The sequence below is a fragment of the Streptomyces sp. JH002 genome, assembly GCF_050916115.1.
GTDB classification, from domain to species: Bacteria; Actinomycetota; Actinomycetes; order Streptomycetales; family Streptomycetaceae; genus Streptomyces; species Streptomyces xiamenensis.
This window is the reverse complement of sequence record NZ_CP087989.1, coordinates 1,657,177-1,671,898: the sequence shown is the minus strand read 5'-3', so window position 1 is coordinate 1,671,898 and position 14,722 is coordinate 1,657,177. Positions and strand designations below refer to the sequence as shown.

The following is a 14,722-nucleotide window of genomic DNA, read 5'->3' as shown; positions in this document are numbered from 1 at the left end:
TCAGGCGTCGGTCGTGGTGAGCTTGGCGTAGGCGGCGATCAGCGCCGCCACCGTGACGGCGGCCAGCACGCCCAGCAGGCCCCAGCCGGACATCGCGTCCGCGTTGCCCATCGGCATGCCGAACAGGGTCGCCAGACCGTTGAGCGCCGAGTACTCCAGCAGGAACTCCTGCAGCGAGGCGAGGCTCTCGCCGAACATGAACATGGCGGCGATCAGCGGTACCAGGACCAGCGCCATCATCGTGGTGATGGCACCCGCCGAGTGCCGCAGCAGGGCGCCGATGGCCAGGCCGAGCACACCGAGCAGCGAGACGAACAGCGCCGCGCCCACGGTGGCGTCCATCCAGTGCTCGCCGGTGGCCACCACGGTGCCGTTCTCGATCGAGGACTCCATGTAGGACTCGATGTAGCGGTCGGCCGTCGTCTGGTCGCCCAGCAGCGAGGACTGGATCAGCCCGCTCAGCCCGGTGGCCAGCAGCGTCATGGTGAAGGAGACGGCGAAGAACACCAGCACCTTGGCCAGCAGCACCCGGCCCCGCTGCGGGCTCGCGGTCAAGGTGGTGCGCATCATGCCGGTGCCGTACTCGGAGCTGATCACCAGTACGCCGAGGGTCATCACGCAGATCTGGCCCAGCATCAGCCCGAAGAACGTGCCGGACAGCAGCGGCAGCCCCACGTACTCCTCACCGCTGAGGGCGAGCGCGAACAGCGTTCCGATGCCGACCGTGAGCACGAACATGACGGCCAGCGTCCACATCGTGGAGCGCACGGTGCGGATCTTGGTCCACTCCGACAGCAGGGCGTGGCCCAGGTGCGCGCCGCGCACCGGGATCGCCGAGGCGTACCCGGCCGGCTGCTGCTGGTACGCGTGCTGCTGCGGGGGCTGGTGGTGCTGCTGCTGGTGCGGCTGTCCCTGCGGCGGCGCCGGAGGCTGCTGGTGCGCAGCCGCCTGCGGGGGAACCGGGCCCTGCTGGTACGGCTGCGAAGGCTGCTGCTGGTACGGCTGCCCCTGCGGCGGCGCGTAGGGCTGCGGCGGCTGCTGCGGCGGAGCCTGATGGGGGGTGTGCTGCGGCGGGGGAGGGGTGGTCATCGGGCGTCCTCGGGGGTGTACGCGGGCTGAGCGGGCTGCTGGTGAACGTGCGGGCCGGGGGCGAACTGCGGCGGCTGCTGCTGCGCCATCGCCGCCGCCGCGGCGGCCGTCGCTCGCGGGTCGTCTGTCGAGCGGTAGTCCACCGCGCCCTGCGTCATCCGCATGTACGCCTCCTCCAGCGAGGCCGAGTGCGGCGACAGCTCCCACAGCCGGACATCCGCCGCGTGCGCCAGATCGCTGATCCTGGGCAGCTCCACGCCGATGACCTTCAGCGCGCCGTCCTGCTCGGGCAGCACCTGGCCGCCGGCCTGGGACAGCGCCCGCGTCAGCTTCTCCCGCGCCTCCGGTTCGCCGTCGGGGGTGCGCACCCGGGCGAAGCCGGTGGAGTTGTGCGCGATGAAGTCCGCCACCGGCTGGTCGGCCATCAGCTGGCCGCGCCCGATCACGATCAGATGGTCGGCGGTCTGCGCCATCTCGCTCATCAGATGGCTGGAGACGAAGACGGTGCGGCCCTCGGACGCCAGCCGCTTCATCAGGTTGCGGACCCACAGAATGCCCTCCGGGTCCAGACCGTTCACCGGCTCGTCGAAGAGCAGCACCTGCGGATCGCCCAGCAGCGCGCCCGCGATGCCCAGCCGCTGGCCCATCCCCAGCGAGAAGCCCTTGGAGCGCTTGCCCGCCACCTGCTGGAGGCCGACGATGCCCAGCACCTCGTCCACCCGGCTCGCCGGTATCCCGGACAGCTGCGCCAGACACAGCAGATGGGAGCGGGCACTGCGGCCGCCGTGCTTGGCGTTGGCGTCCAGCAGGGCACCGACCTGGCGCGGCGCGTTCGGCAGCCGCTGGTAGGGGTGGCCGGCGATCGTCACCGTGCCGCTGGTGGGCCGGTCAAGGCCCAGCATCATCCGCATGGTGGTCGATTTGCCGGCGCCGTTCGGGCCCAGGAATCCGGTGACCTTCCCCGGTTGGACCTGGAAATTAAGGTTGTACACGGCTGTCTTCGAGCCATAGCTCTTCGTCAGGCCGACGGCCTCGATCATGCTGGGTGCCCCTGCTCGGTCGGTTGTTCCGCACTAAGACCTCGGCAGGGGCCCTTTCGGTTCCCGCCGGGCTCAGGCGTCCCGCTTCTTGAGCACCCCGTATCCGGCGAGCAGCGCGGCGACCACCCACAGCAGCATGATGAGCATTCCGCCCCACGGTCCGTAAGGCCGGTCGCCCGTGTCCACCACGGTCATGATCCGCTGCCCCGCGACATCCGGGAGATAGTCACCGACCTTTTTCGTGGCGTTCACACTGGAGAGAATGCTGGAGATCATGAAGAAGAACGGGATGAGAATCCCGAACGACAGCATCGGACTGCGCAGAATCCAGGTGACCCCCATCGCGAACAGCGCGATGAGGCCCATGTAGAGCCCGCCGCCGATCACCGCCCGCAGGACGTCGTGCGCGCCCAGCGTCGTACGGTACTGGCCCAGCACCGCCTGGCCGGTGAAGAACGCGGCGAAGCTGGTGATCATGCCCACCACCAGGGCCAGCACGGTGGCCACCGCCAGCTTCGCGGCCATGAACACACCGCGCTGCGGCACCGCCGCCAGGGAGGCCCGGATCATGCCGGTGCTGTACTCGTTGGAGACCACCAGGATGCCGAACGCGATCATCGCCAGCTGACCCAGGATCATCCCGGCGAAGCTGGTCAGGGTGGGGTCGAAGGTCAGCTGGTCCCGCGCCGACAGATCCGTGAAGGTGTTGCGCACCACCAGGCTGAGCAGCATGCCCAGCGCCACCGTGACCACCACGGCGGCGGTCAGCGTCCACACCGTGGACCCCACCGAGCGGATCTTGGTCCATTCCGAGCGCAGTACCCGGGCCGTCTGTGCCATGGTTCACTCGCCCTTTCCGCGCCGGGAGTCCCACTGCGCGCCCCAGCCACCGGCGGCCGGCGGCGCCCCGGGCGGGTCCGGCGCACCGGGCCCCTCGCCGCCGTTGTGCGCCTCGTACTCCACCGAGCCGTGCGTGAGCCGCATGAACGCCTCCTCCAGTGAGGCCTGCTGCGGGCTCAGCTCGTGCAGCACCAGGCCCTGGCCGGCCACCAGCTCACCGATCCGGGCCGCCTCGGTGCCCTCCACCTCCAGGGCGCCCTCCGCCGTCTCCGTCACCGTGACCCCGCCGCCGGTGCGCTCCAGGACCGCCCGCAGCCGCTCGGGTTCGGGACCGCGCACCCGGACGAAGCTGCGGGAGTTCTCCCGGATGAAGTCCGCCATCGAGGTGTCGGCGAGCAGCCTGCCCTGACCGATCACCACCAGATGCTCCGCCGTCAGCGCCATCTCGCTCATCAGATGGCTGGAGACGAAGACCGTACGGCCGTCGGCGGCCAGTCGTTTCATCAGATTGCGGATCCAGTGGATGCCCTCCGGGTCGAGCCCGTTCACCGGCTCGTCGAACATCAGGATCCGCGGATCACCCAGCAGCGCGCTGGCGATCCCCAGCCGCTGCCCCATGCCCAGCGAGAACCCCTTGGGCCGCTTGCGGGCCACCGCGCCCAGACCCACCAGATCCAGCACCACATCGATGCGCTCGCGCGCGATGCCGTTGCTCTGCGCCAGGCACAGCAGATGGTTGTACGCGGTACGGCCCGGGTGCACGGCCTTCGCCTCCAGCAGCGCCCCGATCGCCAGCAGCGGATCACGCAGCCGGTCATACCGCTCGCCGTCGATGAGGACCTCCCCACTGGTGGGGTGGTCCAGGCCCAGCATCATCCGCATCGTCGTGGACTTGCCCGCACCGTTCGGGCCCAGGAACCCGGTGACGATGCCCGGCCGTACCGAGAACGTCAGATCGTCCACGGCCGTCTTCCCGCCGTACCGCTTGGTCAGCCCCGCCAGCTCGATCATGGATCGACGCTAGAACGGCGCAGCCGCCGCCGCCCGGTGGGGCGGCGCCGGCTGCGCCGTTCAGGTGATGCTGCCGTGCGCGGTGCGCGAGGGGTCAGCGGGACTGCTGGGCGGGAACGCCCTTGCTCAGGCCCTCGTCCTCGTCGTCGTCCAGCGAGACCGCCGCGATCTGGGCACCGGTCAGGGTGGCCAGCATCTCGCGGACGTTGGTCAGCTGGGCGTTGATGCTGTCGCGACGGTTGGTCAGCGCCGCCAGCTCACGCTCGGACTCGGTACGGATCCGCTCGGCCTTCGCGTTCGCGTCCGCCACGATGTCGTCCGCCTGGCGAGAGGCGGTCTCCACCGTCTGGCGGGCCCGGCGGTCCGCGTCGGTGCGCAGCTTCTCGGCCTCCAGACGCAGCTGCTCGGCGCGGTGCTCGATCTCCGCGAGCCGCTTCTCGGCCTTGGCCTGGCGGGAGGCCAGGTCGCGCTCGGACTGCTCGCGGCGCTTGGCCAGGTTGGTCTCGAAGTCGGTCGCGGCCTGCGCGGCCTTGGCGCGGGTGTCCTCGAAGAGGGCGTCCGCCTCCTCCCGCTTGGCCGCGGCGTTCTTGTCGGCCTCGGCGCGGGTGGCGGCCGCGTCGTCCTCGGCCTTCTCGATGATGCGGGCGCCGTCGTCCTCGGCCTTGGCCTTGCGCTCCTGCGCGTAGGCCTCGGCGTCGTTGCGCACCTGCTGCGCGGCGCCCTCGGCCAGCTCGCGGTGCTGCTCGGCGGCCCGGCGGGCCTCCTCGCGCAGATCCTTCGCCTCTTCCTCGGCAAGGCGCAGGATCTTCTCGACACGGGCGCCGAGACCGGCGTACGACGGCTCGGAATCCGTGATCTGGGCCTGGGCGTTCTGCGTTTCGAGGTGCAGCTCCTCGATCCGCTTTTCCAGAGAGGTGATACGGGCCAGCGCGCTGTCGCGGTCCGATACGAGCTTGGTGATCCGGTCGTCCACCTGCCCGCGGTCGTAGCCGCGCCGCACGAGCTCGAAGCCGAAGGGGGAGGAAGTGTCGCTCATGGGGTTCCTGTCGATTCAGACGGGTGCGTCAGATTCGGGCCTGGCCGCGTGGTCTTCTCGGGCCCGCGACGCCGGCCGCGGCACCTCGCTGGGTGACCGGATTCCCGAGTACATGCCGTACGAGGGAGATCCGGCGCCTCGCGATGCACCGCACCCGACGCCGCCGGCTGATCCGAGAAGACCACCCGGCCAGGCCCAGGGGATAGGCCTGGGCGTTCAGCAATCCTAGGGGGCGAAGCGGCGTGTCTTCGAGTGGATCCGGGCTTTGGTGTGGAGAATGTTCGCCCCAAACGCTCGATCGAGTGGTGAGGGATTCATGGCGGTTCAGCCCCGGGAGGGTTTTCCGCCGCCGGGCCGGGGCGCGGAACCGGCGCCGGCCGTCACCGTGCCGAGCGGGCCGTGCCCGCCCGAACCACCGGACCCCTTACCGCTTTTGCCACCGCCGCCGGAGGTTTTCCCGCCCGGTTTCGCGGCGCTCTTGGGCTCCCCGAAGGAATCGAGCGCCGCCAGCACATCCTGGACCCGGGAGATCTCGGCGTTGATGTCCTCGCGCCGGCGGCTGAGCTTCTCCAGCTCGCGCTTGCTCTCCTCGACGGCACGCTTGGCGTCCCGGTCGGCGTCGGTGCGTACCTTCTGCGCCTCGCGCAGCACCTCGGAGCGCTTGCGCTCGGCGTCCTTCAGCAGCCCCTCGGCCTTCTTCACCGCGGAGATACGGACCTTGCCCGCCTCGGAGTTGGCCTCCTCCAGCAGCTTCTCCGCCGCCCGGCGGGCCTCGGCCCGCTGCTCGTCGGCGGCGCGCATGAGCTTGTCGACGCGCTCGCCCGCGGCCCGGGTCTGCTCGGCCGACTCCCGGCGGGCCCGGTCGTGCAGCGCCTCGACCTCCGCCTCGACCCGGGTGCGCAGCTCCTCGGTGCGCTCGCGGATCGCGGCGGCGTCCCGGCGGGCCTCCTCAAGCAGCGTGTTGGCGTCGGCGCGGGCGGTCTCCACCAGCTCGCTGCCGCTCTCCCGGGCGCCCGCGATGAGCCGGTCGGCCTCCTTGCGGGCGACACCGACCATGGTGTCCGACTGCTCCTCGGCCGTGGCGCTGATCCGCTGCGCCTCCTCCTGTGCCTTGGAGATCAGTTCGTCGGCCTGGGCGGCGGCCTCGTTGCGCTTGCGGGAGGCCTCCCGGCGGGCGCTGTCGGCGAGCGCGTCGGCGTCCGCGCGGGTCCGCTCGGCGGCGGCCTCCGCCTCGGTACGGACCCGGTCCGCCTCCGCGATGGCCTCCTTGACGGTGTGTTCGGCCAGCGCCGAGGCGGCTTCCTTCTCCTCGGCGGACTCGCGCAGCACGCGGGCCACCTCGCGTTCGGCCTCCGCGCGGTGGGTGGCGATCTCCGCCTCGGCGGCCTCGCGCAGCCCGGCGACCGAGTCGCGTTCCCGCTGGGCCTTGTGCTCGGCCGCGGCCACCAGGGTCTCGGCACGCCGCTCGGCGTCGTCGACCTTGGCGCGGGAGGCGGCCAGCAGCTCCTCGCTCTGCTCGCGGGCCTGCGCCCGCTCCCGGTGCGCGGCGTCGCGCGCCTCCGCCAGCTGCCGCTCGCCCTCGGCGCGCAGCCGGGCGGCCTCCTCCTGGGCGGCGGCCAGCGCCTGCGCGGCCTCGGTCGCGGTGCGCTCGGCCGCGGCGGCGGCCCGCTCCCGTACCCGGTCGGCGGCGATCTCGGCCTCCTGCCGAAGCCGCTCGCTCTCGGCGGTGGCCTCACCGCGCAGCCGTACCGCGTAGTCCTCGCCCTCGGCGCGTGCCCGGGCGGCGTCGGCCGCGGCCTCGTCCCGCAACTGCTGGGCGACGGCCTCGGCCTGCTCGGTCAGCTGCCGGATCCGCTCGGCGGCCTCGGCGCGCAGCCGCTCCGCCTCGGACCCCGCCTCGGCGCGCAGCCGCTCGGCCTCCGCCCTGGCCTCGGCCAGCGCCTCCTCGGCGGCGGCGACCCGGCTCTCGGCCTCCTCGCGCAGCCGGTCGAGTTCGGCCTGGGCGGCCTCCCGCTCGGCGCGGACGGCCTCCTTGGTCTCCTCGCGCAGCTTGCGGGCGGCGTCCTCGGCGTCCTTGGTGGTGCGGTCGGCCGCCTCGACGGCCTCGGTCGTCAGCGTCTCGATCTCGGCGCGCGCCCTGGTGAGCGCCTGCTCGGCCTGGTTGCGCAGCGCGGTGGCGCGTTCGATGGCCTCGGTGCGCACCCGCTCGCTCTCGGCGGTGGCGCCGGATCTGGTCTCCTCGGCGTCCGACTTGGCCTGGGCCAGCAGCTCCTCGGCGGAGGCGGCGGCCTCCTCGATCCGGGAGGCGGCGTCGCGGCGGGCCTCGGCGCGGATGGCCTCGCCCTCCTCGACGGCCTCGGCACGCAACTGCTCGGCCTCGCCGCGCAGCCGCCGCGCCTCCTCCTGCAGCTCGACCGTCTTGGCGCGGTACTCCTTGGTGTCGTCCTGCGCGGCGCCCTTGAGCTGCTCGGCCACGTCGTGGGCCTCGGCGCGCAGCCGGTCGGCCTCCGCCTCGGCGCTCTCGCGCAGCCGCTCGGCCTCCTCGGTGGCGGCCTTGGTGGTCTCCTGCGCCTCCTTGGCGGCCTTGTTCAGGACCTCCTCGGCGGTGCGGGCGGCCTCGGCGAGCTGCGCCGCGTACTCCTCGGCGGCCTTGGAACGGGCCTCCTCCGCGGCCTCGGACGTCAGCTGCTCGGCCTTGGCCCGCGCGTCGGCCAGCACCTGCTCGGCCTCGGTGCGGCGCCGCTCGGCGTCCCGGGTCGCCTCGGAGACCATCCGGGCGACCTCGGCCTTGGCCGTCGCGGAGCGCTGCTCGTACTCGCTCTCGCCGGCCGCCCGCCGCTTCTCGGCCTCCTCGGTGGCCTCGGCGAGCAGCTGCTCGGCGTCCTCCTTGGCGGTGCGCAGCACCGACTTGGCCTGCTCCAGACGCTCCTCGGCCTTGCGGACCAGCGCGGTGGTCTCGCGCCGCCCGGTCTCCGCCTCCTGGGCGGTGGCGGTGCGCAGCCGCTCGGCGTGCTCGGTGGCCTCCTGCGCCTGGGTGGTGGCCTGGGCCAGCAGCCGCTCGGCGTCCGCGCGGGCCCGGCGCAGCAGGTCCTCGGCCTCGGCGCGGGCGGTGCGCTCCTCCATGACGGCGCGCTGCCGGGACTCCTCGGTCAGCCGGTGCGCCTCGGAGCGGGCCTGCGCGATGGTGCGCTCGTGCTCGGCCCTGGTCTCCTCCATGAGCCGGCGGGCCTGCGCCTCGGAACGGGCGCGCAACTGCTCGGCCCAGGCGACGTTCTCGTTGACGTGGGATTCGACGGTGGAACGGCGCTGGGCCAGCTCCTCGTCCAGGCGCTGGCGGCGGGCGACCGCCTCGGCGTGCAGTTCGCCCTCCAGCCGGGCGCGCGCCTCGGACTGCTCCTGCTGCACCCGCTGCGAGCGGCTCCTGGCCTCGCGCAGTTCGCGTTCGGCCTCCACCCGCATGGCGTCGGCCTGGTGCTGGGCGTTGCGCAGCACCTGCTCGGCGTGGCCGGCCGGGTCGGCGTAGGCGGGTCGCACGGCGAGCACGCGGCGCACCTCGTGCAGTTTGGCGCGCAGCACCTCGACCTGATAGCCGAGGTCGTCGGCATGGTCGACCGCCTTCTCCCGTTCCTTCTTCAGCCGTTCCATCTCGGCTTCGAAACGAGAGAGGTGGTCGTCAGCCTGCACGCTGTCGTAGCCCCGCACCGCGCGGTCCCATCCGTCCCCTGGTCGTGGTTAAGGGTGATCCGGGTCCGGCCGCTGTCCGTGCGGAGCGTGGAGTGGAGCGCCAGTACGGGTCGCCGCCGGTCGGAGTTGTTCGCCGGGAAAGGGCGTCAGGTGTGATCCCCATGCCCCGGCTCGGCCACTCTACCGGCCGGGGCAGCCTGCGTCAGTGGCCCGAGGGGCCTTCAACACCCTTGGGAGGGGCGGCGGTGACCAGTTCTGTGAGCACTCCGTGACAGTCCTTCGGGTGCAGGAAGGTGATCCGGGAGCCCATGGAGCCGGTGCGGGGGGTGTCGTAGAGCACCCGTACCCCTGCCTGCCTGGCGGTTTCGGCGTCCGCGTCGACGTCGGCGGTGCCGAAGGCGATGTGATGCACTCCTTCACCGTTCTTCGCCAGCCATTTACCGACCGGACTCTCCGGGTCCAGGGGCTGGAGGAGCTGGATCCAGGAGGCCCCGCCGTCGTCGGTGCCGTTGATCCGCAGCATGGCCTCGCGTACCCCCTGTTCCTCGTTGACCTCCGTGTGGAAGACCTCGAAGCCGTACGTGGCGCGGTAGAACGCGGCGGTGGCGTCCAGGTCGGCGCAGGCGATTCCGATGTGATCGATACGCGTCAGCATGGGTCCAGTGCACCGCCACGCGCGGTGACCACGCAACGTGCCCACCGTCACATTTCCGTGACGGTGACCGGTGGAGGGGGCGCTGCGTACAGTGACTACACCGTGATGTGAACGCGCGTTCACGACGGCAGGTTCGCGAGGACATGTTCCAGGGCAAAGGAGCCGCATGATGTCTGCCAACGCATCCCCCGTCACCTCCGTGATCGTCGCGGGAGCCCGTACCCCCATGGGGCGCCTGCTCGGCTCGCTCAAGGACTTCAGCGGGGCCGAACTGGGCGGCTTCGCGATCCGGGCGGCGCTGGAGCGGGCGGGGATCTCCGGAGACCAGGCGCAGTATGTGATCATGGGCCAGGTCCTCCAGGCGGGGGCCGGTCAGATCCCCGCGCGGCAGGCCGCCGTGCACGCCGGCATCCCGATGAACGTCCCCGCGCTGACCGTCAACAAGGTGTGCCTGTCGGGGCTCGACGCCATCTCGCTGGCCGACCAGCTGATCCGGGCCGGCGAGTTCGACGTGATCGTGGCGGGTGGTCAGGAGTCCATGACGAACGCCCCCCATCTGCTGCCGAAGTCGCGCTCGGGCTACAAGTACGGCGCGATCGAGATGCTGGACGCGATGGCGCACGACGGGCTGACGGACGCCTTCGAGGGCATCGCCATGGGCGAGTCCACCGAGCGGCACAACATCCGGCTGGGCATCGGCCGCGCCGAGCAGGACGCCCTCGCGGCGGCCTCCCACCAGCGGGCGGCCGAGGCCCGCAAGAACGGCCTCTTCGCGCAGGAGATCACTCCGGTGCCGGTTCCGCAGCGCAAGGGCGAGCCGGTGATCGTGGAGGAGGACGAGGGCATCCGTCCGGAGACCACCCAGGAGTCGCTGGGGCGGCTGCGCCCCGCGTTCCGCCCGGACGGGACGATCACCGCGGGTTCCGCCTCGCAGATCTCCGACGGCGCGGCGGCCGTGGTGGTCATGTCGAAGGCGAAGGCCGAGGAACTGGGCCTGGAGTGGATCGCGGAGATCGGCGCGCACGGCAATGTGGCCGGTCCCGACAACTCGCTGCACTCGCAGCCCTCCAACGCGATCCTGCACGCGCTGCGCAAGGAGTCGCTGGAGGCCGGCGACCTGGATCTGGTGGAGATCAACGAGGCGTTCGCGGCCGTGGCGGCCCAGTCAATGAAGGATCTCGGGATTGGCCACGAAAGGGTGAATGTGAATGGCGGAGCGATTGCCCTGGGTCACCCGATCGGGGCATCCGGGGCGCGGATCGTCCTCCATCTCGCCCTCGAACTCGCCCGCCGCGGGGGTGGCACCGGTGCCGCCGCCCTGTGCGGCGGCGGTGGCCAGGGCGACGCGCTGATCCTGCGGGTGCCGCGCCGATGAGCGGCGCGGGGGCACGCACCGTGGACGTACCCGATCTCGTGGCCCGCGCCCGGCGTGGCGACCCGCGCGCGGTGGCCCGGCTGATCTCCGTGGTGGAGGGCGGCGCCCCCCAGCTGCGCGAGGTGATGGCGGCCCTCGCCCCGTACAGCGGCGGCGCGTACGTCATCGGGCTCACCGGCTCGCCCGGCGTCGGCAAGTCCACCTGCACCTCCGCGCTCACCACCGCCTACCGCCGGGCCGGGAAACGGGTCGGGGTGCTGGCCGTCGACCCGTCCTCCCCGTTCTCCGGCGGCGCGCTGCTGGGCGACCGGGTACGGATGAACGACCACGCCTCCGACCCCGGCGTCTACATCCGCTCCATGGCCACCCGGGGCCGCCTCGGCGGCCTCGCCGAGGCGGCCCCGCAGGCGGTCCGGGTGCTGGACGCGGCAGGCTGCGAGGTGATCCTGGTGGAGACCGTGGGCGTCGGGCAGTCGGAGGTGGAGATCGCCTCCCAGGCCGACACCACCGTGGTGCTGCTCGCGCCCGGAATGGGCGACGGCATCCAGGCCGCCAAGGCCGGGATCCTGGAGATCGGCGACATGTTCGTCGTCAACAAGGCCGACCGGGACGGCGCCGACGCCGCCGTGCGCGAGCTCAACCACATGCTGGGCCTGGGTGCCCCGCGCGGCCCCGGCGACTGGCGCCCCACCGTCACCAAGACCGTCGCGGCGCGCGGCGAGGGCGTGGACGACGTGGTGGCGGCGCTGGAGAAACACCGCGCCTGGATGGAGGAGCACGGCGAACTCACCGCCCGCCGCACCCGCCGCGCCGCCAGGGAGATCGAGACCGTCGCGCTGACCGCCCTGCGCGCCCGCATCGCCGACCTGAGCGGAGACCGGCGCCTGGCCGCCCTCTCCGCCCGCATCGTCGCCGGCGACCTCGACCCGTACGCGGCGGCCGACGCCCTGCTGGCGGAGGTGACCGGCCGGTGACGGCGGACCCCGCCGCCCACGGGGCGGCCGGTCCTGCGAGCGGACCGGCCACCCTCGCCGAGCCGGCCTTCCCCGCCGAGGAGTACACGCAGCGGCTGTTCACCACGCGCGCCGCCATGGAACGGCGCGGGTTCGACGCCCTGCTCGTCACGGCGCCCGAGGACATCCACTATCTGTGCGGCCTGGACCACCAGGGCCACTTCGCGCTCACCGCGCTGCTGGTGCCGCTGTACGGCAGGCCCGTGCTGATCGAACGCGCCATGGAGACCCCCACCGCCCTCGCCCAGACCCACGGCGTGGCGCACCACGGCTACGACGACGCCACCGACCCGGCCGACGCCCTGCTGGAGGCGCTCACCCCGCTCCTGCCGGACGCCCCCGTCGTCGGCTACCAGGCCGACTCCCTCAGCCTGCCGCCCACCGCCTGGGACCGGCTGCGGAAGGCGGCGGGCATCCTGTGGACCGACTGCCAGGACCTGCTCGGCGGCCAGCGCGCCGTCCACACCCCCCGCGAGATCGCCCGCATCCGCGAAGCCGCCCGGCTCTCCGACACCGCCATGGCCGCCGGTCTCGACGCCGCCCGCGCCGGAGCGGGCGAACACGAGATCGCCGCCGCCGTCTACGCGGCCATGCTGACCGCGGGCGGCGACCTCCCCGCCTTCGCCCCGCTGGTGCGCGACACCGGCCGCCTCGACCGCGAACACCTCACCTGGTCACGGCGGCGACTGGGACCCGGCGACGGCGTCTTCCTCGAACTCTCCGCCGCCAGGGGCCGCTACCACGCCCCCCTCGCCCGGCTGCGCCCCGCCCCAGGACCCGGCGCCCCGGAAGGGGGCCGGGCCGCCGAGACCTCGCGCGCCGCGATGGACGCGCTGTGCGCGGCGCTGCGCCCCGGCGCCACCGCTGAGAGCGTCTTCCACACCTGGCGCGCGGTCATCGAGAGGGCCACCGGCATCCCGTACGAGCGCCACCACTGCGGCTACCTGGTCGGCATCGGCTTCCCGCCCGGCTGGATGGGCGGCACCCGCACCCTGCGCCCCGGCAACACCATGGAGCTGAGCGTGGGCATGACCTTCCACATCCAGTCCTGGCTGCTGGACACGCCGCTGGGCACGTACGCCTTCTCGGACACGGCCCTGGTCACCGAGGACGGCTGCGAGGTCCTCACCCGGACACCGCATCCGGAGTGAGCCGCGTCCGTTCCGGGAGACGAGTCCGCCGCCGCCCTCCACCAGGGCCATGGGTTCATCACCACCGCAGAGGGCGGGGACGTGTTGCCCGATGGAGTGTCCGGGGGGCAGACGATGGTCAGGAGACGCCGCCGACCCGCAACGCCGTGCAGCGCCCGCGGTCATTCCTCGCCCGCCCGCGCGGCGCTACCGCGGGGCCGGGCCCGGCGGCTGGTCGGTGCGGGCGAACGGTCCGTTGTCCGTGAAGACGAGCCCGGCGAAGTTCTCGCCGATGCGGCGGTGCCCTTCGGGGCCTGGGTGGATCCCGTCGGGCAGTGGGAAGGCGTCGTGGTCCCTCTCGCCGTAGAGGCCGAGTCCGTCGAGGTAGTGGAGGTGGGGGTCCTCGGCGGACCGCTGATCGACGATGTCGGCCAGGACGTCGCGGATGATCGTGAGCGTCAGCCGTCCGGCGGCGGTCTCGGCCGGATCCCCGGTGGCCTTGAACATCAGGGTTCCACCGGAGAGGTCCGGCATGAGGGGGCCGGGGGTGTTCTCGTGGGTGGGGCACAGGATGGGGGAGACCAGGAGCACGGGGGTCGCCGGGTGGCCCTCGCGGATGGTGTCCAGGAAGCCGTGGACGGCGGGGGCGAAGGCGCGCAGGCGCATGGTGTCGCCGTTGACGACGTTGATGCCGAGCTTGAGGCTGATCAGATCCGCGGGGGTGTCGCGCATCGCGCGCGCGGTGAACGGGTCGACCTGGGCGCTGCCGCCGAATCCGAGGTTGATCAGCTCCACCTCGCCCGCGGAGGCGGCCAGGGCGGGCCAGGTGGTGCTGGGGGAGACGGCGTTGGATCCGTGGCTGATGGAACTGCCGTGGTGCAGCCACTTCCGGCGTCCCCTGTCGCGGGCGGGCTCGACGGGGGCGTCGGTGCGCAGGGCGATGACCTCGGTGATCTCGGCGTGCGGGAGCCAGATCTCGATGTCCTTCTCGCCGGTGGGGAGGTCGGTGAAGCGGGCGGTGCCGGCGGGGCCCGGGGTGAATTCCGCGGTCTGGGTCCGCATGTCGGTGATGGTGCGCAGGTTCCCGCCGTCCACGGTGGCCTGGGCGGTGAGGCGGCCGTCGACGAGGAGGTCGTAGACGCCGTCCGGCGGGGGCGGGAAGCCGCTGTAGACGCGTTTGGTGGGCAGGGTGTCCAGGCAGACGGTGGTGGCGCCGGTACGGAAGGCCAGCCGGACGCCGGAGGGCTGGGCCTCGGCCACGGACAGCAGGTCGTCGGGGATCTGGCGGCGGGCCCGGGCAGGCAGCCGGTGTGGCAGCAGGCCGTGGGCGGTCTCTTCCACGTCGAGGTGGCCGTGCAGGAGGTCGGCGGTGACGGGGGTGGTGATCAGGTTCTGTTCGATGCTCATTGCCTCAAGCCTTGCGATTCCGGGGGTGGCCGGTCAGGGGCGGAGCGGCGCCGCAACGCGGTCGACGGCACCGGCCGCCGCCGGGGGACTGCCGTGGAAGCCGCTGCCCAGCACGCGGACCGGGTGCACACGCGCAGTATTCCTGTAGCCAGTAGACATCTGCCTATAGGTTATAGGTAAACAGCGGAATCGCTAAGGTTCGGTGGCTGTGCCGAGGGGCAGGCGCGGCGGCCCGAGCCGACTTCGCCGGCCTCCGGGACGCCGATTACACCCCCACTGCCCCCGGTCGAGTCCGCACCGGCGGCCGGATGACCCGATCCCTCAAGACGCCGACCGGATCGCGACCGATCGCGGCGGCAGGTGCTGTACCGCGCTGACGCCCGCCCGCCGATCCGGTCGGCGCGGACCTCCGCGACGCGCGGCCGCACGGGGCCGCGGGATG

General features: G+C 72.7%; 11 protein-coding genes. 3 read left to right on the top strand and 8 right to left on the bottom strand.

Annotated features, from left to right (window positions below):
• The 7 genes from H7827_RS07125 to mce form a co-directional block, all read right to left on the bottom strand.
• Complete coding sequence (locus H7827_RS07125; RefSeq protein WP_432743529.1) at positions 1-1,089, bottom strand: ABC transporter permease; 1,089 nt, start codon at positions 1,087-1,089, stop codon at positions 1-3.
• A complete protein-coding gene (locus H7827_RS07120) occupies positions 1,086-2,129 on the bottom strand; it encodes an ABC transporter ATP-binding protein (RefSeq protein WP_386541972.1) in 1,044 nt (347 codons plus the stop codon). Before H7827_RS07120 ends, H7827_RS07125 begins: the two co-directional genes overlap by 4 nt.
• 72 nt (positions 2,130-2,201) lie before the next feature.
• Positions 2,202-2,969 carry an ABC transporter permease gene (locus H7827_RS07115; RefSeq protein WP_386541973.1) on the bottom strand — a complete coding sequence of 256 codons (768 nt, stop codon included), beginning with the start codon at positions 2,967-2,969 and terminating at the stop codon, positions 2,202-2,204.
• Between the two features lie 3 nt (positions 2,970-2,972).
• Positions 2,973-3,980 (bottom strand): ABC transporter ATP-binding protein, encoded by a 1,008-nt coding sequence (locus H7827_RS07110; protein ID WP_046724848.1) that lies wholly within the window; start codon positions 3,978-3,980, stop codon positions 2,973-2,975.
• A 94-nt stretch (positions 3,981-4,074) separates the two neighbouring features.
• On the bottom strand, positions 4,075-5,016 hold the full coding sequence (locus H7827_RS07105) for a cellulose-binding protein (RefSeq protein WP_030733631.1): 942 nt from the start codon (positions 5,014-5,016) through the stop codon (positions 4,075-4,077).
• A 324-nt stretch (positions 5,017-5,340) separates the two neighbouring features.
• The gene (locus tag H7827_RS07100) at positions 5,341-8,718 is read right to left on the bottom strand and encodes a hypothetical protein (RefSeq protein ID WP_432743526.1); all 3,378 of its coding nucleotides are present in this window, start codon (positions 8,716-8,718) and stop codon (positions 5,341-5,343) included.
• Positions 8,719-8,902: 184 nt separating this feature from the next.
• On the bottom strand, positions 8,903-9,355 hold the full coding sequence (mce, locus tag H7827_RS07095; RefSeq protein WP_046724850.1) for a methylmalonyl-CoA epimerase: 453 nt from the start codon (positions 9,353-9,355) through the stop codon (positions 8,903-8,905).
• Between the two features lie 166 nt (positions 9,356-9,521).
• Between mce and H7827_RS07090 the strand changes: the two genes are divergently transcribed.
• From H7827_RS07090 to H7827_RS07080, 3 genes are read left to right on the top strand one after another with little or no spacing between them, the layout of a single operon-like run.
• The gene (locus tag H7827_RS07090) at positions 9,522-10,730 is read left to right on the top strand and encodes an acetyl-CoA C-acetyltransferase (protein ID WP_432743524.1); all 1,209 of its coding nucleotides are present in this window, start codon (positions 9,522-9,524) and stop codon (positions 10,728-10,730) included.
• Positions 10,727-11,704 (top strand): methylmalonyl Co-A mutase-associated GTPase MeaB, encoded by a 978-nt coding sequence (meaB, locus tag H7827_RS07085; RefSeq protein WP_432743522.1) that lies wholly within the window; start codon positions 10,727-10,729, stop codon positions 11,702-11,704. Before H7827_RS07090 ends, meaB begins: the two co-directional genes overlap by 4 nt.
• Positions 11,701-12,894 carry a M24 family metallopeptidase gene (locus H7827_RS07080; protein WP_432743520.1) on the top strand — a complete coding sequence of 398 codons (1,194 nt, stop codon included), beginning with the start codon at positions 11,701-11,703 and terminating at the stop codon, positions 12,892-12,894. The genes meaB and H7827_RS07080 overlap by 4 nt, the downstream gene beginning before the upstream one ends.
• 186 nt (positions 12,895-13,080) lie before the next feature.
• On the opposite strand, the gene H7827_RS07075 is transcribed toward H7827_RS07080, so the two are convergent.
• Positions 13,081-14,280 carry a GDSL-type esterase/lipase family protein gene (locus H7827_RS07075; protein WP_432743518.1) on the bottom strand — a complete coding sequence of 400 codons (1,200 nt, stop codon included), beginning with the start codon at positions 14,278-14,280 and terminating at the stop codon, positions 13,081-13,083.
• Positions 14,281-14,722 lie beyond the last annotated feature (442 nt).

What these genes read in the sequence shown, in the direction of transcription:
- H7827_RS07125 (WP_432743529.1), bottom strand. Translation starts at nt 1,089, where the DNA reads ATGACCACCCCTCCCCCGCCGCAGCACACCCCCCATCAGGCTCCGCCG.
- H7827_RS07120 (WP_386541972.1), bottom strand. Translation starts at nt 2,129, where the DNA reads ATGATCGAGGCCGTCGGCCTGACGAAGAGCTATGGCTCGAAGACAGCC.
- H7827_RS07115 (WP_386541973.1), bottom strand. Translation starts at nt 2,969, where the DNA reads ATGGCACAGACGGCCCGGGTACTGCGCTCGGAATGGACCAAGATCCGC.
- H7827_RS07110 (WP_046724848.1), bottom strand. Translation starts at nt 3,980, where the DNA reads ATGATCGAGCTGGCGGGGCTGACCAAGCGGTACGGCGGGAAGACGGCC.
- H7827_RS07105 (WP_030733631.1), bottom strand. Translation starts at nt 5,016, where the DNA reads ATGAGCGACACTTCCTCCCCCTTCGGCTTCGAGCTCGTGCGGCGCGGC.
- mce (WP_046724850.1), bottom strand. Translation starts at nt 9,355, where the DNA reads ATGCTGACGCGTATCGATCACATCGGAATCGCCTGCGCCGACCTGGAC.
- H7827_RS07090 (WP_432743524.1), top strand. Translation starts at nt 9,522, where the DNA reads ATGATGTCTGCCAACGCATCCCCCGTCACCTCCGTGATCGTCGCGGGA.
- meaB (WP_432743522.1), top strand. Translation starts at nt 10,727, where the DNA reads ATGAGCGGCGCGGGGGCACGCACCGTGGACGTACCCGATCTCGTGGCC.
- H7827_RS07075 (WP_432743518.1), bottom strand. Translation starts at nt 14,280, where the DNA reads ATGAGCATCGAACAGAACCTGATCACCACCCCCGTCACCGCCGACCTC.